We start from the raw sequence: 20,940 nt of genomic DNA on the forward strand, positions 1-20,940 counted from the left end.
CAACTGATGATAAGGTTTTTATGATAAGTTTTTCATTTTTTAGCTGAGTTGAATATAGGTCTATCTGCTTAAATTTCGGTTGCCGAAACTTTCGCTTTCTTTGGAAACTTTTAATCATCATGAAAAATAAGGATAAAAGGCATGTTTAATAACTCTTTTACTGGGTTTAAGTTCGTATGAAAAATTCTCTTTTTACAATTATTAGGTACAATATAGTGCTTAATATATGAATTTTTCATTAAATTTAGACTATTTACAATTTTCGAGTAAATTTGATAAACTGGCAAAGCATCACTCTTCAAGAGAACGATGTAATTATATCTATATAAAATAGGGGGTTTAAGATTTGAAGAAGAAAACCACTTTAAAGGTCTTATCCAGCCTCGCAGCTAGTACAATGGTAGCTACTACCATGTTCGCAGGCGCATTCGCTGGAAGCACTGTCGCACCAAAAACGGTATCGGCAGCAACAACAGTTGCATCAGCTCCAATCGATTTGAATGTAGTTGATATTGATCGACTAGGTGCAGCATTGCAAAAGAGAGGACTAGTTGCGAAGAACGCATCTAAAGAAGAAATTACAAAAGCTGCAAAAGCCTACATAAAGAAAAAGCAGGGTGAAAAGCCTGGCAAAACAAATAAGACTCAAACTAAAGAGCAGCAAGAGTTTGACAAAAAAGCAAAGGACTTTGTCAAAAAGCAAAAGGACAAGCTTACGAAGCAGCTTGATAAAGGTCATGAAAATTTCAAAAAAGGCAAGCCAACAGGGGCTGTAAAAGTAAATTCTGCTAAACAGGCTGGTTATAACGGCGATGTCCGTGAAGACAAAGTACTCGTTCTTCTTGTCGAATATGCGGATTTAAAACACAATAATGTAGAACAAGAAGCTGGCTATATGTTTGCAGATGACTTCAATAAACAGCACTATGAAAAAATGCTATTTGGCGATAAGGATTTCACTCTCTTCAACGGTGAGAAGATTAAAACATTTAAACAATATTATGAAGAGCAATCTGGCGGCAGTTACACGGTTGATGGTACGGTATCAGATTGGTTAACAGTACCAGGAAAAGCTGCCGAGTATGGCGGCGATAGTGAAAGTGGCCATGATAATGCTCCTGGAACAAAAGGTGCACGTGGTTTTATCAAGGATTCACTTAATGCAGCTGTCGCATCCGGCATTAACTTAGCAGACTATGATAAATTTGATTTATATGATTTAGATGGTGATGGTAATCAAAACGAGCCGGATGGCTTAGTTGATCACTTGATGGTCATTCATGCTGGTGTTGGCCAGGAAGCTGGCGGCGGTGTGGTTGGAGATGATGCGATCTGGTCACATCGTTGGACTTTAAATGGTGTGTATCCAGTAGCTAACACTACAGCTTCAGTAGATTACTGGGGAGGCCAAATGGCAGCCTATGACTATACGGTTGAGCCCGAAGACGGCGCAGTCGGCGTTTTCGCTCACGAATATGGACATGACTTGGGTGCTCCTGATGAATATGACACACAATACACCGGCAATGGAGATACGGTTGCTCAATGGTCAATCATGAGCGGCGGAAGCTGGAGCGGTAATATTGCTGGGACACAGCCGCCAAGTTTCTCTCCACAAGTCAAAGAATTCTATCAAAAAACCATTGGCGGCAACTGGGCTAATATTACTGAAGTAAACTATGAAGATATCGATAAAAATGGTTTAGCAGCTGTAATCGATCAGAGTGTTACAAAATCTAAGAACCCTGGAATCGTTAAGGTAAACTTACCTAAGAAAAAGGTTCCTGGTATTGCACCTGCATTTGGGGCAAAATACTATTATAGTACAAAAGGTGATGACTTAAATACTGTGCTAGAAACTCCAGTATTTGATTTAACAGCTGCTACTTCTGCTAAATTTGATTACAAACAATTTTATAAAGTTGAAACTGACTATGATTATCTATATGTAAAGGCTGTTACTGAGGATGGTCAGAGTGTAACACTTGATACTATTGGTGATCAAAATACAGCAGGAGGTTTTGAAACTTCTCAAGGCGAGTGGGAAGATAAATCCCTAGACTTAAGCCAATTTGCTGGCCAGAAAGTAAAACTAGTATTTAATTATGTAACCGACGGCGGTCTTGCACCAGACGGTTTCGCACTTGATGATCTTCAATTAACAGTGGATGGAAATGTGGCATTCTCTGATGATGCAGAAGGGGAAGCAAAAGTAGCATTAAACGGTTTCGAAGTTTCTGACGGCTGGATTAACAAACCACACTATTACTACCTAGAGTGGAGAAACTATGCGGGATCTGATATTGCTCTACAATTCTCGCGCGGTTCAAAATATAATACTGGTTTAGTAGTTTGGTATGGTGACGATACATTTACAGATAACTGGGGCGGTGTTCACCCTGGTGAAGGATTCCTAAGTGTAGTGGACTCTCATCCTGAAGCGCTTGTGTTTAAACTAAATGGTATTGACTCTATCGTTCAAACGACGCGCTACCAAGTTGCAGATGCAGCGTTCTCATTAGACAAGTCACCTGCATGGTATGCTGATTCACCAACTCGCGGAATCTATGATTACAAAGGTCTTCCAGGCGTAACGACATTTGATTCAACAAAGACTTATATCAACGCAGAAATTCCTGATGCTGGTGTTAAAGTTCCAGCTCAGTACCCGATTAAGTTCCAAGTCATCGGTGAGGCAAAAGACAACTCTGCTGGTGCGGTTTGGATCCATAAATAAACAATACGAAAGACACCGGGCATGCCTGGTGTCTTTAGTCTATTATAAACTAATCTCAAAAGCAGTCCCGATATTCGGTTTACTCATTACCTTTATCGTGCCTCCATGTGCCTCAACTAGTTGTTTAACAATCGCCAGTCCCAGTCCTGTTCCGCCAAGAGCACGTGTCCTAGATTTATCTACGCGATAGAAGCGATCAAAAATTCTCGGTAAATCCTCTTCAGGGATTCCCCTTCCTTCATCTTGAATCTTAATATAAACTTTTCCGCTTATGTTGCTAACTTCAACCCGAATAGTGGTATTCGGTTCAGAATATTTTCGGGCATTATCTACCAGATTGAAAATGACTTGCTCAAATCGAATGGGGTCAAGGAACAGATAAAGTTCTTCAGAGCATTCTAAAACAAGGTCCATATGATTTTCTTTGAGTGCAGGGGTAACTTTTTCGATAATCGTTTGAAAATAAGGCAGTAAATGAACTTTTTCTTTTTTTATCGAAAAAGAATTTTCATCCATTTTTGCGAGATGGAATAATTCCTTCACTAATTTCGATAGCTTGCCAGTTTCCTCCACAATAATGCTTAAATATTTCTCTCTGTCCTCATGAATGGTTTCTGGCCGGCGGGCAATGTCTGCATATCCCTTAATATAGGTCAGCGGTGTGCGGAGTTCGTGCGAGATGCTGGCGAGAAATTCATTTCGATCATTTTTTAGAATTTCTAAATCGCTTGCTAACACCTTAATCGATTCCCCAAGTTCACCGATTTCGTCCTTTCCACTCTTCGGTAGAGACACGGAAAAATCACCCTTGCTGATTCGTTTGGTAGCTTCACTCATTTGAATCAGCGGGTGGGTGACATACCTTGTTAAAGTGAAAATGATAATAATCATGAACATTAGGGAAAGCAGACCAGCAATCAGGAAATGTTGGTTTAATCCGGAAATCAACTCTTTAATTTTTTGGGTATTTTGAAACATATAGACATATCCGGTAATTGTATTGTCAACCATTACAGGACTAACTGAGGCGATATAGGCCGCATGTTTCCAATCATCTTCTAAAATTAAGCCCGCGTGCGGAACTAGTTTTTGCTTAGTACTCATAATCTTTTTCATAGCATCTGTCACTCGATTGGAAGACATATAAATGGATCCATCCGGTTTGGTTAAAATCACCTGTGTATCCGTGCGCGCCTCCATCATGGCAATGTGCCGAATCGTTTCATCATGAAAAGAGGCCTCAAGGATTTCACGGTGATTATTTCCGCGTGTCTGGAGTGAAGTTAATGCCTCATGCACCCGGGAATGAATGATATTATTATGCAAAAGAACCATTGAAATGCCTTCTAATATAAAAATCGCTAGAAAAAAAAGAACGCCAATCTTGATTGATATTTTATTCATAAATTCGAACACCTCACACTCCTAGCATACTATAACGACCGCATTAGAAGAGCTTCATATTGTAGCAAATTTTTAAAATAAAAATGGGGGCGTCCCACTGTTGGGACGCCCGAAATATATGAAAAAGAGAGGTTAAATTTGGGATGAGTAAGATGGCTTAAAACCATGTACTTCATCAAAGAGGCAATCACTACAAACTTGGGAGTCCTTCTAGTGATCGCCTCTTCCTAATTACACCCCCATCTTACCCGGAAAAATTGAAGATGTTATGAAGAACTTGTGGTGAATTTGTGAAGTTACAAACATCACAGACGCTAAATGATATATTTAATATGTGGGGAGTGATAGAAGTGAAAATATTATTAGTAGACGATGAACGTAGAATCATAGAAGTTCTTGAAGCCTATTTAGTAAGAGAAGGCTATGAAATTCATAGCGCCGATAATGGAATAGATGCGTTGAAAAAAGTAAAAACAGTAACCCCCGACTTAATTATACTAGATTTAATGCTTCCAGACATTTCTGGTGAAGAAGTCTGCCGTCTCGTGCGAAAAGAATCGGATGTACCTATTCTCATGTTGACGGCCAAGTCAGCTGAAGATGACCGGATAAACGGAATTGTGATGGGGGCAGATGATTATTTAACCAAACCGTTTAGCCCGCGCGAAGTCGTCGTCCGCGTGCAAGCGATTTTAAGACGTGTAAAAAAGACAGAGAAAGTGGAACGACTTGAATTCAATCGCAAAAGGCTGGTCATCGACTTAATGAAAAAAGAAGTGTCCGCAAACGGAGACTTGATTACTTTAACACCAATTGAATACAAGCTATTAACCAATATGGCGGTAAATCCAGGCCGGGTGTACAGCCGGATGGATTTGCTTGAAAAAATACAGGATGAAGGCATGTATTATGAAGGCTATGAACGCAGTGTCGATACCCATATCAAAAACCTCCGGAAGAAAATCGAACGGGATTCACGACAGCCAGATTTTATCGTAACGGTTTTCGGTATGGGCTATAAATTTGGAGGGGTATTAGATGCTGCAAACGCTCCGGTCTAAGATACTTTTTTATCTACTGCTCATCTCGATGATTGCGATCATCATTGTGAGTTTTTTTATCCAATATGGATTTGAAGAGAGTTTTAACAACTACTTGGATCGAAATCGGGAAAAAAAGATTGATCGAATTATTACGGAAGTTGAAAAGGATTATAAAAAAAATGGCCACTTTACAAGTGATCCGGTATTTGGCCTCTTGCACGAGCATGCTATGACTGAGCAGCTGTATTTCCAACTTTATGACCGGTTAGGTCAATTACAAATGGATTCTTCCAACATCCGAGGCATGCTTAACAGCTTCGGGTTAACCGAACCTGCTCCAAATGGAGAAGAGTGGCATTCCAAGACCTATACACTGAGGGTAGATAATCAGGTCATTGGAAAACTTGTCGCCATCTATCCGAAGGGTTTAATTGATGATGAAAATACGTTTATCCAAACGATTCAATTATACATTTATGCAGCCGTTTGTTTGACGATTGTACTAGCGATTATTTTTAGTATGCTGTTTTCAAAAAAGCTCACCTCAGGGTTACAAAAGCTATCGTTTGCGGCAAATGAACTGCAGAATCATAATCTTGAGATTCGGATTCCATTATCGGGATTGCCAACCGAGGTAAAGGATATTGCGATCTCCTTTAATAATCTGGCGGTGTCATTAGCAAAGGAAGAAAACCTAAGAAAGCATTTTACCGGTGATTTGGCTCATGAACTCCGGACACCTCTTGCGACCTTGAGAAGTCAAATCGAGGCCTTTCAGGATGGGATTTGGGAGCCGACACCGCAGCGGTTGCAGACCACACATGAAGAGTTGATGCGCTTAGTTAGGCTGGTGAATGAATTAGAAAAACTGCTTGCAGCCGAAAATCCGCAGATGAGACTGGAGAAAATTCAACTAGATGCAGGCAGTGTACTGGCCGCTTTATATGAGATGTTCTTGCCCTTGTTTAAAGAAAAGGACGTTCATCTTCAGATTATCGAACCTGCCGAGGATGAATTATTTGAAGCAGACAAAGATCGCTTAATGCAAATCTTATCTAACATCCTAAATAATGCCCTAAAGTATACACCGGCAGGAAAAAATGTCACCCTTTCAGTAAAAACGGAAATGGATGGCTTCGTCGGATTCAACATCCAGGATGAAGGCTCAGGAATGGCAGAGGATGATATTCCGCATATCTTCGAACGTTTCTATCGCGGGGATAAATCGCGTGATCGGAAAACCGGGGGAGTAGGAATCGGGCTCTCAATCGTCAAAGCTTTAATGGATGCGCATAAAGGAGTCATTAAGGTAAAAAGCAGGCTGAATAAAGGAACGAGCATTACTTTGTGGTTTCCACAGGAAGATTAGCTCAAAATTATTAGGCGCCGCCGTGTGCAGGGGCATTTTTGTGGATTCTCAATTTTTGTAGAAACACCTAAGAATGAAGTTTTCACATTAAGTTCATAATTTTCACGGATTGTTCATTCGTGAGCAAAGAAGTTTATTGTACTATAGAAACAGAAGAAAATATTGTGAGGTAAGGAAAGGGGATCTATATGTCAAAGCTTCTATATATTACCGCAAATCCAAAGAATGATATAAAACTTTCAAAAGGGATGCAAATTGGGGAAGTCTTTTTAGAGGAATTTAAAAAGGAACAGCCAGATGTAGACATTGAACCTATGCACTTATATAGCATGGATATCCCTGAGATTGACATGGATTTATTATACGCACGTGCCAAATTATCCTTTATGGGCTATACAAAAGAGCAGCTTTCCGAGGAGGAGCGGACCAAACTTGAAAAAATGCATACCCTTGCTGACCGGTTTATCGATGCAGATTACTATGTGTTCGTCACCCCAATCTGGAACCTTGGAGCACCAGCCATTTTGAAATCCTTCATGGATTGTTTATTTATTGCCGGGAAAACTTTTACTTACTCGGAACATGGGGCGGAAGGTCTCCTTACTGGAAGAAAGGCGATTCACATTCAAACGCGTGGAGGAATTTATTCGATAGGAAAAATGGCCGATTTTGAAATGGGCGATCGGTATTTGAGCAAAGCCCTTGAATTCCTAGGTTTCGATTTAATGGAAACCATATTTGCAGAAGGAATGGATCATTTTCCAAAACAAATTCCTGAAATTATGGCAAAAGCAAAAGAACAAGCAGCAGTTGCCGCCAGAGAAATGGCGAAATTGCCTGTTTCATTGTAAAAATAGAGCGACTCGAGTGGATCGAGCCGCTTTTTTTTAAAATTTACCTGTAAATTGGAAAAATAGTACAAGTACCCCTAATGCCCAAACATAAATGGCAAATGGTTTTAATGAGTGATTCTTCAAATAGCCAATCATCCACTTAACCGCAACATATCCAAACACGGCAGAGGCGGCAATCCCAACGAGCAATGCCGATAGGGATATTTCTTCCCCTTGACCCTCAAGTAAATCCTTCGTTTGCAAGACAATCGCACCTACAATCGCAGGAGTGGATAATAAGAAGGAAAAATACGCAGCCGTTTCACGATCTAATTTTCGCCAAAGTGCCGCAACGATTGTCATCCCTGAGCGAGAGATCGCTGGCATAATTGCGACGGCCTGAAAAGTACCGATGATAAGGGCATCCTTATAACTAATATCATCCATTTTTTTATATCCATTTTTCACGGAATCAGCCAGCCACAAGAAAATACCTGTAATTAAAAACTCCCAGCCAATCGTCACCCCGGTTTTCGAAATTTCGTCGATGTAATCTTTAAACGCAAGTCCAAAGATTACCGCTGGGATTGTCCCAACGATCAATAAAAAGGTTAACTTGCTAAACGGATTTTTAATGATTTTAATAAATTCCGCCTTATAAAAAACAAATACAGCAAGCAATGTTCCGACATGAAGCATGGTATCAAGCATGAGCCCAGCTTCCTGAAGTCCGAATAAATTTCTTCCTAAATAAAGATGTCCAGTACTGCTAATCGGTAAGAATTCTGTTAACCCTTGAATGATTCCAAGAATGAATGCTTCTAATTTTGTTAACATAAATACCCTCACAATCTAAAGAAATGATAAGCCTGTACCGTTTATAGATATGCTAACATTACCTATTTCATGAAATTCTCCTCTATTTTAGGATTTAATTACCAATTAGGTCAATGAAAATATTGGTAGATTAATCAAAATAAGTGCAATTAGAAGGCGTTCTCCCATAAAATAGAAGTATACTCGTTCGAGAGGAGAAACGCATTTGGAAAATTCGCATCTACATTTTAATACGTCGATTGGTGTTCAAAAACCTGAGAATATTCGAAACAAAGACCAGGCCTGTCCATTTTGCGAAAGAGATCAACTGACCAACTTCATCGCTGTAGACGAACCGATTATTCTTTTGAAAAATAAATATCCCGTATTAGAACATACCTTTCAAACGGTATTAATTGAAACAGATGATTGTCATGGTGAATTATCCACCTACTCAAAAGAGCATTTACATAAATTGATGAGGTTTGGAATCAAACATTGGTTAGAAATGGAGGCAACTGGCCGCTATCAATCGGTGATTTTTTTCAAAAATCATGGACCATTGTCAGGAGGAACGCTCTCCCATCCTCATATGCAAATTATCGGACTCGATGAGATTGATTATAAAGAAAAGGTAACCCATGACATGTTTGAAGGAATTGTCATCGCCGAGGAGGAAGGGGTCCGTTTTACCTTGTCAACTAAACCGCGCGTGGGCTTTTACGAATTTAATATTGAAATGGATGATTCCGGCTACCAGGAGAGGTTTTCTGATTACCTGCAAACGGCGGTTCATTATATCCTGAACAACTTTCCATTTAAAGCCACGAGCTATAATCTGTTTTTTCATCATATCGAAAATAAAATCTATGCCAAGGTGGTATCTCGCTTTGTGACCACCCCGCTTTATATTGGCTATGGAATTCCTCAGGTGCCAAGTAATCTTGAATGGATGGCAAGGGAGCTGCAGCGGATTTATTTTAAAGAATAGGACTTTCTTATGTAATTTAATCCATTCATAGTTTAGAAGTTGTGATTTGGTGTTATTAAAAATATAATGAAGGAATGTAGTATTTCTTAGTAAGGTGGAACCTATATGACTTCAAACACGAATAAAACTTCAAAACTGGATTATAATCTTGTTTTTATCTTAATATTACTTTTTCTTGCAAGCTGTTTAGCGATTTATAGTGCCCAGGCGAGCGGGCAGTACAAGGAGAATTTCTTAATCAAGCAAATCTTTTGGTATGCGGTGGGCAGTGGGATTATCACCGGTGTGATGACCCTTGATTCGGACCAATTACGAAAGCTGACCTGGTATGCATATGGGTTTGGACTTCTGATGCTTGGATTTTTAATTGTAGCGCCGGAGAGTATTGCCCCTGTCATAAATGGGGCGAAAAACTGGTTTAAAATACCTGGAGTGGGAACTATCCAGCCATCCGAGTTTGTAAAAATCTTTATTATTCTGGGTCTTGCACGCGTAATTGAGGATCATCACCAAAAGAACCAGATAAAAACGATGCAAACTGATTTCTGGCTGTTAGTGAAGATAGGGATTGTCACCATGGTCCCATTAGGACTTATTATCAAGCAGGACTTAGGGACAGCGCTTGTGTTTCTAGCAATCATGCTCGGAATGATCTTTATTTCAGGGATTTCGTGGAAGCTGCTTGCTCCACTATTTTCAGCCGGGATTGCACTTATCGGGACGATTTTTTATTTTGTTCTATGGAAACCGGATTTACTTGAAAAATACCTTGGGGTAGGCGAATACCAACTTCGAAGGATTTACTCCTGGCTTGATCCCTATAGCTACCAAGGATCGGACGCCTATCAATTGACCAAATCCCTGCTAGCAATTGGCTCAGGGCAGACGGGTGGTAAAGGCTTTGGAAACCGCGAAGTCTATTTACCAGAAAGCCAAACCGACTTTATTTTCAGTGTCGTCGGCGAGGAATATGGGTTTATTGGCGCAAGTGTTTTGATCAGTTTGTTCTTCTTATTGGTTTATCATATAACCAAGGTCGGAATGGAAACAAAGAATAATTTTTATACGTATATTTGTGTCGGGGTCATAAGCATGATTACCTTCCACGTCTTCCAGAATATCGGGATGACGATTGGCGTGCTGCCGATTACAGGTATCCCGTTACCGTTTATCAGCTACGGTGGTAGTGCGTTGATGGGGAACATGTTAGGGCTCGGCTTAATCTTTTCGATTCGTTATCATTATAAAAAATACATGTTTTCAACATCTGCATAGAAGTTTGGGAAAAGAGCGGCGTATTGCTGCTCTTTTTTTGTGCTTGAAATGGTGGTTGGCGGAATAAATCGGGGTTTCGGCGAAATTGTGGTTTCGTTTGGCGAAATAAGTCAGAGAGTTGGCGAGATTCCAGTCCAGTTTGGCGAAATAAATCAGAACATCGGCGAAATCCCAACCCAGTTCAGTGTAAAAAAACAGAAAGTCAGCGAAATCCCACCTAGTATAGTGATCTTGAACAGAATTTGAATGGTTCCAAATCAGGTTTGGCGAAATAAATTGGTGAGTTGGCGAGATTCCAGTCCAGTTCGGCGAAATAAACCAGAACATCGGCGAAATCCCCACCCAGTTCGGCGAAATAACCAATAAATTCGGCGAAATCCCCCCCAGCAACCCAAATCAAAAAAACAAAACAAAAAGAGCGGGGCCATGGCAAGCCGCGCTCTTTTCTACTATAAAAAACAGGGAGGTTTTTTATAAAAATTACTTAACTAAGATTTTCTCAAGGTCATCGAGCATAATATTGGCTGCTAGAACGCCGCCGGCAGTGTTCCAGGTTGCGTCGCTAACTTCATACACATGACCGCTCTTCACTGCATTTAAATTTTTCCATAGTGGATCATTTGTCCATTCTTTCGCCGTATCTAAAGCTGCTTGGTCTCCTTGTGGCGCATAAGTGAAGTAGAAGAGAAGGTCTCCATCCATTTTAGGAATAACTTCTTTGCCAACCTCTACAGCCAGTAAACCTAGCTTATTATCTGGAGTAAATAGTGCTTCCTGCTGGGCAGCACGTTTAAAGCCTAATTTATCAAAAATCACACCTGAAAAAGAATCTGTGTAGTAAATTCGGGATTTTCCAGCCATAAAGCGCACAACTGAAACTTGTTGATTCACTTGATCACCGAGCTTACCTTTTAAATCCGCAATGTGTTTATCAAAATCACTTAAAACTTGGTTACCCTTTTCTTCAAGGTTCAAAGCTTTTGCGTATAATTTAAAGTTATCTTGCCAATCACCTCTAAGTGTTTCGGAAAAAACTGTCGGTGCAATAGCGCTCAACTGGTCATAGATCTTTTCATGACGCAGCTTGTTACCGATAATTAAATCAGGTTTCAATGAAGCAACCTTCTCTACGTTCACTTCACTTTCAACCCCAACAACCTCAACGCCGTCCATTTCGTTTTTAATATGATCGTACCATGGATCTCCAAGCCAAGACTGAACAGCACCAACAGGCTTTACACCTAAAGCAAGCAGCGCTTCTGTTCCTTCATTGGTAAGAATAACGACTTTTTTCGGAGTACCTTTTATGGTAGTCGATCCCATTGCATGCTCTACTGTATATGATTTTTCTGCAGTAGTTTTCGTTTCGTCACTCGTTTTTTCCTCATTGCTGCCGCATGCCGCTAATAAGAGTAGGGTCATGACAGAGAAAAGAGTAAGTATGGTCTTGATTGCCTTCATTGTTTATGTATCCCCCTTAGCTAATTGTTAATGATAATCATTTTCAATGACAACTTAATCATAAAATGAGAAGTACCATTATGTCAACGTTTTAATTGAAAATGATTTTCAAAATCACTAACTTTTTTTGTGAACACATGGATTTTTTAAATGAAAATGATTTTCAAAGTCATTGACAATCATTATCAATTGGAGATAGACTTAAAATAAATAATAAGGTAGAAAGGTTACCAGAGATGCTCTTAAAAAGTACTGCATTAAAATGGATTGGATTGCTGATTGCCGTCGTCGTGTTGGTGGCAGTCATGTGTGCCAGTATCGTTTTTGGGTACACCGATACCAGTTGGCAAACAGCAGTTGATGCTTTTACCAATAATAACGGATCCAATGAACATATCATTATTCAAACCGTAAGGCTGCCGAGAGCGTTAATCGCTTCCGCGGTCGGGGCTAGCTTGGCCATTGCCGGTGTCCTGATGCAAACTTTAACCAAGAATCCACTGGCATCCCCTGGAATATTTGGGATCAATGCAGGCGGAGGGTTTGCGGTTGTCGTTGCGATGACAGTGTTTTCCGTCAATAGTTTACAAGCTTTTAGTGTTCTTGCTTTTATCGGAGCTGCCTTTGCAGCCATATGTGTTTATACCATTGGTTCAGCTGGCCGTGAAGGTCTAACACCAATGAAACTTACATTAGCAGGGGCTGCGATGTCAGCGATGTTTGCCTCATTTACACAAGGATTACTAGTGTTAGATGAAGTCATGCTTGATCAGGTATTATTTTGGCTGGCTGGCTCTGTCCAGGGGAGAAAATTAGAGACACTTGTTTCTGTTTTACCTTATATTGGAATAGGCTGGATGGGTGCCGTGTTAATTGCTGGAAAAATGAATATCTTGTCCATGGGGGAAGATGTGGCCAAGGGGCTTGGTTTAAACACCGGACTTCTCAAAATCGCGATTGGCGTGATTGTGATTTTATTAGCAGGCGGATCTGTCGCTGTCGCTGGTCCAATTGGTTTTGTTGGAATTGTGGTTCCCCACATTACCCGATCGATTGTAGGAATCGATCATCGTTGGGTCATCCCATTTTCAGGTGTGTTAGGGGCGATCCTCTTAATCGCTGCTGATATTGCCGCCAGATACATGTTCATGCCGTCTGAGGTGCCTGTTGGTGTTATGACAGCTATCATCGGAACTCCATTTTTTATTTACATCGCAAGAAGGGGGTTCAATGGACGATGAGTAAATATAAAAATTTTCGCATCCTAAATGGAAAATTGTCCTTTTTAATGGATCAAAAAGCAACCGTAACGTTCAGCATTCTTCTCATCATTACTTTCCTTGTTTTTGCGGTAAGCACGGGAAGCGGTGAAATGAGAATTAACCCGCTTACTGTTGTAAGTGTATTATTCGGCGGCGGTCCTGAGATGGAAAAGCTCATTATTACATCCTTTCGCCTCCCTAGAATTATTGTTGCTTTAATGGTTGGAATCTCTTTAGCGGTTGCAGGCGGCATCTTACAAGGGATGATTCGCAATCCACTTGCTTCTCCAGATGTATTAGGGATTACCGGTGGGGCAGCAGCCGCCGTGGTCAGTTTTTTAGCAATGTTTAGTGATAAAAATCATTCCTTAACCGTCAGTATTGCTTGGCTGCCCTTAGCTGCTTTTATCGGGGCAACCGTGGTAGGTTTTTTAGTGTATTTCCTTGCTTGGAAAAATGGGGTGTCACCAATCAGGCTCGTGTTGATTGGGATTGGGATTTCCGCTTTAACGCAGGCAATCACCACCTTAACAATGGTCATGGGCCCGATTTATCAAGCGAGTCAAGCGAATATTTGGATTACTGGAACCGTATACGGCTCCAATTGGAAAAATGTTACGATTCTTGTCCCATGGACGGTAATCTTTGTGATTATTGCCTTGGCATTGGCCCGAACCATTAATATCCAAGAACTCGGTGATGAAGTGGCAACTGGTTTAGGCGGCAAGGTGCAAAAACATCGGTTTCTCTTATTAATGATTAGTACCGCTTTAATTGGTGGTTCCGTTGCCTTTGCCGGCGGGATTGGCTTTGTCGGCTTAATGGCCCCGCATATGGCGAGAAGATTAGTTGGTTCCTCATTTGGAGCATTGCTTCCTGCGAGTGCATTAATTGGCGGCATTCTGGTCATGGTCGCTGATTTAATTGGCAGAACCCTATTTTCTCCATTAGAAGTGCCAGCGGGTGTGTTCACTGCTGGGATCGGTGCACCATACTTTATTTACCTGCTATTTAAAACTAGAAATTCATAAAAGGAGCTGTCAGATGATGAATGCGATTGAAACGAAGAATTTATCACTTTCTTATGGGGATACACTCATTATTAATGAATTAGATTTGAAGATTCCTAAGGGTGAAATTACCGTGTTTATTGGCGGTAATGGCTGTGGAAAATCAACCCTGCTTCGTTCAATCGCTCGTCTCTTAAAGCCAAAGTCTGGTGCGGTTCTGCTTGAAGGAAAAGCGATTGCCAAATTGTCTACGAAGGACATTGCTAAAAAAATGGCGATACTCCCACAGTCGCCATCAGCCCCGGAAGGATTAACAGTCCTTCAACTCGTTAAACAAGGGCGCTATCCACACCAAACCTGGTTAAAGCAATGGTCCGAGGAAGATGAGAAAAAGGTGCATGATGCGCTAAAGGCTACACGATTAGAGGACTTAAAAGAAAGAACCGTTGATTCACTTTCAGGCGGGCAAAGACAGCGTGCTTGGATTGCGATGACGCTGGCTCAAGATACGGATATTATCCTCCTTGACGAACCAACAACATACCTGGATATGACCCACCAAATCGAAATCCTCGATTTGCTGTTTGAACTAAATGAAACGAAAAAACGGACGGTTGTTATGGTTCTTCATGATCTTAATCTAGCTTGCCGTTATGCACATAACGTGGTTGCCATCAAAGATCAGAAGGTTTATGACCAAGGGAAACCAGAATACGTTATCAACCGCAGCCTTGTTAAAAATGTGTTTGGTATGGACTGTGAGGTAACGGTGGATCCATTATTTGGGACTCCGCTCTGTATTCCTTATGGAAAGGGCAGATGTATCCTCGATAAGGCGGTAGCGGTCAATGGATAAATTACTCACGGTTAATCAATTGGAAAAATACCGATTCAATCCAAACTTACAGGACACTTTCAATGTGGCTGATCTCTTAGATGAAACGTACCTCAAAGATTTTTTGAAAAATTTATCCGTTACGATTGGAGCCCCTTCTGAAAAAATAGCTGCTTCCATTTTTATCAAGCGCTATGCCTTTTTGGCCGTGATGACCTTATATTCAATGACGGCTTTAAATAAAAAGCTCAATGTATCGTTGGATAATATAAAAATGGAAGCAGCTGTACAGGGGAAAGATTGGCTGCCGGGGATTTCATTAAAGGATGCGGACCTACAGGACTGGGATGGAAACAACCGCACGGAATGGCGTTCAAGAGTTTTGAGAGATTTGTTTGCGAATAATATTTATCGACTTATCTCTCAATTGGAAAAAACCGTCGGAATATCAAAGTTAATCCTGTGGGAAAATATTGCAGTCTACTTATTTTGGCTCTATGAAACCGAGCTAAAAGATGATCATCAGGCTGCTGAGGATTTCCGTTACTTAATTTCTGAAGCGGAAGGGAAATTGTTTGGTAGATATAACCTAAATCCACTCCCAAAGTACTTTGCTGAAAAGACGTATTTGGAAGAATGGGATACAGAGGTAAGAGTAAGAAAGACATGTTGTTTAACCTACCAACTGCCAGCAGGTAAGCGCTGCAAAACTTGCCCATGTACCCAAATGATTAAGGACAGAAGGTGTCATGATGGAGAAAACATTTGTGAGGCAGTTCGAAGCTTTGCTTGAAAAGTATAGTGAACTAATGGTGGGGGAATCCACGGAGGAAACAAAGGAGAAGGTGAAGATGTGGGCGTTGTACACCCATATCGCCAAGTCGATGCCAGCTTTGGCTAAGCATTGGAATGGCCTTTACCCGGATGCGAAAGAAGAAATGAAGCAGATCATCAATGAAATTAAAGTCATGAATGAACAGCATCGCTCCTCTTCTCAAAAATAAATACATACAAAAACCGGAAGCCGTTGATGCCTCCGGTTTTTGCTGTTATTGAAGGGTACCGCCAGTTGGAAGCTGGTTCGTATATCCTTGAAATTGCTGATAGGATTGCTGAAGTTTTTGCTGGTCCGCTGCTTCGATCGCGTACCAGCCTTTTTTAAACATGAGATTATAAAGTTCACGCTGACAGTTTTGTGTTTCAGAGAAAATTTTCATAATGTCCTGATACAAGCCTTCGTGGCTTGCTTCATGCAGAGCCATGCTGTACGAAGTAGTCATATATTTTTCTGTTGCAAGTAAATCATTAATAAAATCACGGTCATTCATTTGCGGGGTCTTTGGTACTTGAGTTTCAGGGTTTTGAATCTTCTGTTGTTGGTTCATTATAAACTTACCTCCTTATAAATGGTCTAGCTCCAGGCCATACGCCGCTAAACGGTCGCTTCCGCTTTTCTTTATTGCATATTATTTAATGGTTGCTGCTGGCTGGCATGCTGGCCTAAGTGGCCTAGAATCTGTTGATAGTGGCGCTGGTGCATTTGGGCTACTTTTTCTGCTTCCGCTTTAATTTCAGGGTCCTGACACTGACCGGCAAAAAAGTGAGCTTTCTTCGCGGATAATAAGTTCCAAGACATCATATCGGTTAAATAAAGAGCATCCTTTGTTGACACGACTCCGGGAGGCTGTTGCATGGTTGCTTGTTGATTTTGCATATTCATATTGGGCATATTCATATTTTGTTGCTGCATAATAACCCTCCTAATTCATATAATCTTTACGCCTATATGGTCTCTCAAACGGACACATTTATGCAAAAAGAGAAACAGGCTGAAACAATCAGCCTGCTTTCCTTAGCGCTTATATTGATTATTCTGGCTGTTTTTTTTATCAAGATGAGCCTCTTCATTGCCTGGCCCGCCATTGCCCTTCACACTTGCCGCACTTACTCCAGCTTTGGAAGGGTCTTTTTTCATTTTTGCCATCGTTATCACCTCAGAAATAGGTTGCCCTTTTAGTTGAAAATATTTAAAAAAATTTTTTTCAAAAAAAATCCAAATTTCCGCTTTTAATGATTGCACAAATTTTCGAAATATTCTATAGTAAGTAGTAACAAGACTCATTCAAATGTGAATTTTTTTTGACTAAAAAATGAATGAGTATTCATTCAAGATTTGAAGGGGGAGACAATGTTGAACCATGTAATGAAAAAAGCAGCTGTCATAGGATCTGGTGTGATGGGGTCGGGAATTGCTGCTCATCTCGCGAATATCGGCATCCCAACACTATTATTAGATATTGTGCCACGTGAACTTACCAAAGCAGAAGAAGCAAAAGGACTGACACTAAAAGATAAACAAGTGCGTAATCGAATAAGTGCAACTTCCATCCAAAAATTATTGAAACAAAAGCCTGCCCCACTGGCAGTGAAAAAGAATATAGCCTTAATTGAAGCGGGCAATCTTGAAGATGATCTATTTAAACTGAAGGACGTTGACTGGGTCATTGAAGTGGTCGTTGAAAACCTTAACGTCAAGAAACAGGTATTTGAAAAAGTTGATCAATACCGGAAACCAGGCAGTATTATTAGCTCGAATACCTCAGGAATTTCAGTAGAAGCAATGGTCGAGGGCCGTTCCGAAGATTTCCAAAAGCATTTCCTTGGTACCCACTTTTTTAACCCGCCGCGCTATTTGAAATTGCTTGAAGTGATTCCTACTCAATATACGTCTCCAGAAGTCCTTTCATTCATGAAAACTTTTGGTGAAGATGTTTTAGGAAAAGGTGTGGTGGTTGCAAAGGATACACCAAACTTTATTGCGAACCGGATTGGAACTTACGGACTTCTCGTAACTGTTCAGGAAATGTTGAAGGCGGGCCTTAGTGTCGGCGAAGTCGATTCAATCACCGGACCACTGATTGGCCGCGCAAAAAGTGCTACCTTCCGGACACTTGATGTAGTAGGCTTAGATACTTTCTATCATGTCGCTAATAACGTTTATGAAAAAGTCGAAGGCAAAGAAAAGGAAGTATTCGAAATCCCTGCCTTTTTGAAAGCGATGGTGGAAAAAGGCTGGCTTGGCAGCAAATCAGGTCAAGGCTTCTTTTTGAAAAAAGGCAAAGAAATACTTGAGCTTGATCCAAATACATTAGAATATGGACCGCGTAAAAAGCTGTCCACACCTGCAGTTGAATTGGCGAAGCAGGAAAAAGGCACTGCCAATAAAATGAAAGCGCTTGTATACGCAAATGACCAGGCCGGACAATTCTTATGGAATACGCTGGCACAGTCACTTATATATTCCGCACAGCTATTAGGCGAGATTGCTGATGATATTGTTTCCATCGACCGAGCGATGAAATGGGGCTTTGGCTGGGAAACAGGCCCGTTTGAAACATGGGATGCAATCGGAGTTGAAAAGTCAGTTGCGAAAATGAAGGAAGCCGGCATTGAAATCCCAGCATGGGTCACAGAAATGCTGGAAAAAGGACATTCATCTTTCTATTTAGAAGAAAATGGTGAAAAGTTCTACTATGATAACGGTCAATATCGATTAGTGGAATTCAACCCGAAGGCCCTTGATCTTGAGAAGATCAAGAAGCAAAAGGGGGTCATTAAAAAGAATAGCGGAGCAAGTTTGATTGATATCGGTGATGGGGTCGCGCTGTTAGAGTTCCATTCACCTAACAATGCGATTGGTCTTGATATCGTACAAATGATTAACTATGCCGTCGAGGAAGTGGAGAAGAACTATAAGGGTCTTGTCATCGGGAACCAAGGGAAGAACTTCTGTGTGGGTGCCAATTTGGCGATGATGCTCATGGAAGTACAGGATGACAATATTTATGAACTCGATCTGATTGTCCGTCACCTCCACAGTGCCTTGCTGAAAGTTAAGTACAGTTCTAAGCCAGTGGTCGCAGCCCCATTTGGTATGACACTCGGAGGCGGGGCAGAGGTTTGTTTGCCAGCAGCCCATATTCAAGCTTCAGCTGAAACGTATATGGGTCTAGTTGAAGTGGGCGTTGGTTTACTTCCAGGCGGCGGCGGAAACAAAGAGCTATATATGAAGCACTTAGAGAACCTGCCAAACGGGGTTCCGTTTGACCTGCAAACGATCGCCAATAAAGTGTTTGAAACGATTGCCACTGCAAAAGTTTCTACATCTGCGGAAGAAGCCCGTGAAAATAATTTCTTAAGTAATTCGGATGGAATCAGTTTCAATAGTGACCATCTGCTCTATGATGCAAAGCAGGCAGTCCTTGCCCTACACGAAAAAGGCTATAAAGCAAAAGTTCGCCGTAAAGTTCCGGTTGTCGGTGAAACAGGTTATGCGACCTTGTTACTTGGTGCTGAAGCAATGCGCCTATCTGGGTATATTTCAGAGCATGATCTGAAAATTGCTAAGAAAATTGCCTATGTAATTGCTGGCGGCAGGGTGCCGTTTGGTACAGAAGTAGATGAGCAATATTTATTGGATCTCGAACGGCAAGCGTTCTTAAGCCTCATTGCGGAGCCAAAATCGCAGCAGCGGATGCAGCATATGCTTGTGAAAGGTAAACCTTTAAGAAATTAAAACAAAGGGTCTGGCCCTTCTGCCAAAGGCTTTATTATAGCCAGTTTTGAATAAGGGTTCAGACCCTAAGATACTAATTTTCTAGTTTGAAAGAAAGCGAGGGAACTTACATGAGAGAAGCGGTAATCGTTGCCGGAGCAAGGACCCCGGTCGGAAAAGCAAAGAAAGGGTCGCTTGCCCAAGTTCGCCCCGATGATTTAGGGGCATTAGTGGTAAAGGAAACATTAAAGCGTGCGGGAAATTATGAAGGAAATATTGATGATTTAATCATAGGCTGTGCTATGCCTGAGGCAGAGCAAGGCAACAATATGGCCCGGAATATCGGAGCTTTAGCTGGACTTCCCTATACTGTACCTGCCATCACCGTCAATCGATTCTGTTCTTCAGGATTACAGGCGATTGCTTATGCCGCCCAAGGAATCATGCTTGGCCACACTGATACAGCGATCGCTGGCGGCGCGGAATCGATGAGTATGATCCCGATGATGGGTCATGTTGTCCGTCCTAATATTAAACTAGCTGAGTCAGCTCCTCAATATTATATGGGCATGGGTCATACAGCCGAGCAAGTAGCCATGAAATATGGCATTTCACGTGAGGATCAAGACGCCTTTGCCGTAAGAAGCCATCAAAAAGCCGCGAAGGCCATTGCTGAAGGAAAATTCGTCGATGAAATCGTTCCAGTGGACGCGACAATCCGGACCGTGGGCAAAGACAACAAACTCATTGAAAAAACAATTCAATTTTCAATGGATGAAGGTGTTCGTCCTGATACGAACCTAGAAACTTTAGGTACACTCCGCCCAGCCTTCTCGGTGTCAGGCACCGTAACAGCCGGGAATGCCTCACAAACTAGTGACGGGGCGGCCGCTTTGATGGTGATGGATCGGGAAAAGGCTGAATCACTGGGCCTTAAGCCGTTGGCGAAATTCCGATCGTTTGCCGTTGGCGGTGTTCCGCCTGAAATTATGGGTGTTGGGCCGGTTGTCGCGATTCCAAAGGCTGTCAAACTAGCTGGTCTTGAATTATCGGATATTAATTTATTCGAACTGAACGAAGCGTTTGCGTCACAAGCACTGCAAGTCATTCGTGAACTCAGTCTGAACGAAGAAATTGTCAACGTCAATGGCGGTGCGATTGCCTTAGGACATCCACTTGGATGTACAGGTGCTAAATTAACGCTCACATTGATTCACGAATTAAAACGCCGCAACAAACAATTTGGTGTGGTAACAATGTGTATCGGCGGCGGAATGGGTGCGGCTGGAGTATTTGAATTACTGTAATTGTCCCAAGCATATAAATCTTAGAAAGAGTCTGCTAGGCAG

19 protein-coding genes are annotated in these 20,940 nt (G+C 41.4%); 13 read left to right on the forward strand and 6 right to left on the reverse strand.

Annotation, left to right across the window (positions count from 1 at the left end):
• Positions 1-397 precede the first annotated feature (397 nt).
• A complete protein-coding gene (locus tag COJ96_RS07610) occupies positions 398-2,737 on the forward strand; it encodes an immune inhibitor A domain-containing protein (RefSeq protein WP_098572407.1) in 2,340 nt (779 codons plus the stop codon).
• Between the two features lie 42 nt (positions 2,738-2,779).
• Here COJ96_RS07610 and COJ96_RS07615 read toward each other — a convergent pair whose 3' ends face one another.
• Positions 2,780-4,141, reverse strand: coding sequence for a sensor histidine kinase (locus COJ96_RS07615; protein ID WP_098572351.1), 1,362 nt, complete (start codon positions 4,139-4,141; stop codon positions 2,780-2,782).
• Between the two features lie 332 nt (positions 4,142-4,473).
• Here COJ96_RS07615 and COJ96_RS07620 point away from each other — a divergent pair, with 332 nt between their 5' ends.
• The 3 genes from COJ96_RS07620 to COJ96_RS07630 all read left to right on the forward strand — a co-directional run bounded on the left by COJ96_RS07620 (position 4,474) and on the right by COJ96_RS07630 (position 7,404).
• The gene (locus COJ96_RS07620; protein ID WP_098572408.1) at positions 4,474-5,202 is read left to right on the forward strand and encodes a response regulator transcription factor; all 729 of its coding nucleotides are present in this window, start codon (positions 4,474-4,476) and stop codon (positions 5,200-5,202) included.
• On the forward strand, positions 5,180-6,553 hold the full coding sequence (locus COJ96_RS07625; protein ID WP_098572352.1) for a sensor histidine kinase: 1,374 nt from the start codon (positions 5,180-5,182) through the stop codon (positions 6,551-6,553). Before COJ96_RS07620 ends, COJ96_RS07625 begins: the two co-directional genes overlap by 23 nt.
• 188 nt (positions 6,554-6,741) lie before the next feature.
• Positions 6,742-7,404, forward strand: coding sequence for an FMN-dependent NADH-azoreductase (locus COJ96_RS07630; protein ID WP_098572353.1), 663 nt, complete (start codon positions 6,742-6,744; stop codon positions 7,402-7,404).
• Positions 7,405-7,440: 36 nt separating this feature from the next.
• On the opposite strand, the gene COJ96_RS07635 is transcribed toward COJ96_RS07630, so the two are convergent.
• On the reverse strand, positions 7,441-8,223 hold the full coding sequence (locus COJ96_RS07635) for an undecaprenyl-diphosphate phosphatase (RefSeq protein WP_098572354.1): 783 nt from the start codon (positions 8,221-8,223) through the stop codon (positions 7,441-7,443).
• A 205-nt stretch (positions 8,224-8,428) separates the two neighbouring features.
• Between COJ96_RS07635 and COJ96_RS07640 the strand changes: the two genes are divergently transcribed.
• Entirely contained in the window at positions 8,429-9,193 is a 765-nt protein-coding gene (locus tag COJ96_RS07640; RefSeq protein WP_098572355.1) for a DUF4931 domain-containing protein, read from the forward strand.
• Between the two features lie 105 nt (positions 9,194-9,298).
• Positions 9,299-10,468, forward strand: a complete 1,170-nt coding sequence (locus tag COJ96_RS07645; protein ID WP_098572356.1) for an FtsW/RodA/SpoVE family cell cycle protein — start codon at positions 9,299-9,301, stop codon at positions 10,466-10,468.
• A gap of 480 nt (positions 10,469-10,948) precedes the next feature.
• Here COJ96_RS07645 and COJ96_RS07655 read toward each other — a convergent pair whose 3' ends face one another.
• Positions 10,949-11,929, reverse strand: coding sequence for an ABC transporter substrate-binding protein (locus COJ96_RS07655; protein ID WP_098572358.1), 981 nt, complete (start codon positions 11,927-11,929; stop codon positions 10,949-10,951).
• A gap of 236 nt (positions 11,930-12,165) precedes the next feature.
• Between COJ96_RS07655 and COJ96_RS07660 the strand changes: the two genes are divergently transcribed.
• Genes COJ96_RS07660 through COJ96_RS07680 form a run of 5 tightly spaced genes read left to right on the forward strand, consistent with a single transcriptional unit; the run spans position 12,166 to position 16,040 of the window.
• The gene (locus COJ96_RS07660) at positions 12,166-13,170 is read left to right on the forward strand and encodes a FecCD family ABC transporter permease (RefSeq protein WP_098572359.1); all 1,005 of its coding nucleotides are present in this window, start codon (positions 12,166-12,168) and stop codon (positions 13,168-13,170) included.
• The gene (locus COJ96_RS07665; RefSeq protein ID WP_098572360.1) at positions 13,167-14,222 is read left to right on the forward strand and encodes a FecCD family ABC transporter permease; all 1,056 of its coding nucleotides are present in this window, start codon (positions 13,167-13,169) and stop codon (positions 14,220-14,222) included. The genes COJ96_RS07660 and COJ96_RS07665 overlap by 4 nt, the downstream gene beginning before the upstream one ends.
• A gap of 16 nt (positions 14,223-14,238) precedes the next feature.
• Positions 14,239-15,057, forward strand: a complete 819-nt coding sequence (locus COJ96_RS07670; protein WP_098572361.1) for an ABC transporter ATP-binding protein — start codon at positions 14,239-14,241, stop codon at positions 15,055-15,057.
• The gene (locus COJ96_RS07675; protein WP_098572362.1) at positions 15,050-15,829 is read left to right on the forward strand and encodes an IucA/IucC family C-terminal-domain containing protein; all 780 of its coding nucleotides are present in this window, start codon (positions 15,050-15,052) and stop codon (positions 15,827-15,829) included. Before COJ96_RS07670 ends, COJ96_RS07675 begins: the two co-directional genes overlap by 8 nt.
• Complete coding sequence (locus COJ96_RS07680) at positions 15,789-16,040, forward strand: YusU family protein (RefSeq protein ID WP_098572363.1); 252 nt, start codon at positions 15,789-15,791, stop codon at positions 16,038-16,040. Before COJ96_RS07675 ends, COJ96_RS07680 begins: the two co-directional genes overlap by 41 nt.
• A gap of 45 nt (positions 16,041-16,085) precedes the next feature.
• Here COJ96_RS07680 and COJ96_RS07685 read toward each other — a convergent pair whose 3' ends face one another.
• The 3 genes from COJ96_RS07685 to COJ96_RS07695 form a co-directional block, all read right to left on the reverse strand.
• Positions 16,086-16,421, reverse strand: coding sequence for a spore coat protein (locus tag COJ96_RS07685; protein ID WP_098572364.1), 336 nt, complete (start codon positions 16,419-16,421; stop codon positions 16,086-16,088).
• A 71-nt stretch (positions 16,422-16,492) separates the two neighbouring features.
• On the reverse strand, positions 16,493-16,786 hold the full coding sequence (locus COJ96_RS07690) for a hypothetical protein (protein ID WP_026567850.1): 294 nt from the start codon (positions 16,784-16,786) through the stop codon (positions 16,493-16,495).
• A 102-nt stretch (positions 16,787-16,888) separates the two neighbouring features.
• Positions 16,889-17,020 (reverse strand): YuzL family protein, encoded by a 132-nt coding sequence (locus tag COJ96_RS07695; RefSeq protein ID WP_098572409.1) that lies wholly within the window; start codon positions 17,018-17,020, stop codon positions 16,889-16,891.
• 219 nt (positions 17,021-17,239) lie between these two features.
• Here COJ96_RS07695 and COJ96_RS07700 point away from each other — a divergent pair, with 219 nt between their 5' ends.
• Positions 17,240-19,612: a 3-hydroxyacyl-CoA dehydrogenase/enoyl-CoA hydratase family protein gene (locus tag COJ96_RS07700; RefSeq protein WP_373561671.1), complete on the forward strand. Its 2,373-nt coding sequence runs from the start codon at positions 17,240-17,242 to the stop codon at positions 19,610-19,612.
• Between the two features lie 110 nt (positions 19,613-19,722).
• Positions 19,723-20,898 carry an acetyl-CoA C-acetyltransferase gene (locus tag COJ96_RS07705; RefSeq protein WP_098572366.1) on the forward strand — a complete coding sequence of 392 codons (1,176 nt, stop codon included), beginning with the start codon at positions 19,723-19,725 and terminating at the stop codon, positions 20,896-20,898.
• Positions 20,899-20,940: the final 42 nt, after the last annotated feature.

Source organism: Bacillus sp. AFS073361 (genome assembly GCF_002567005.1).
GTDB lineage: Bacteria > Bacillota > Bacilli > Bacillales > Cytobacillaceae > Neobacillus.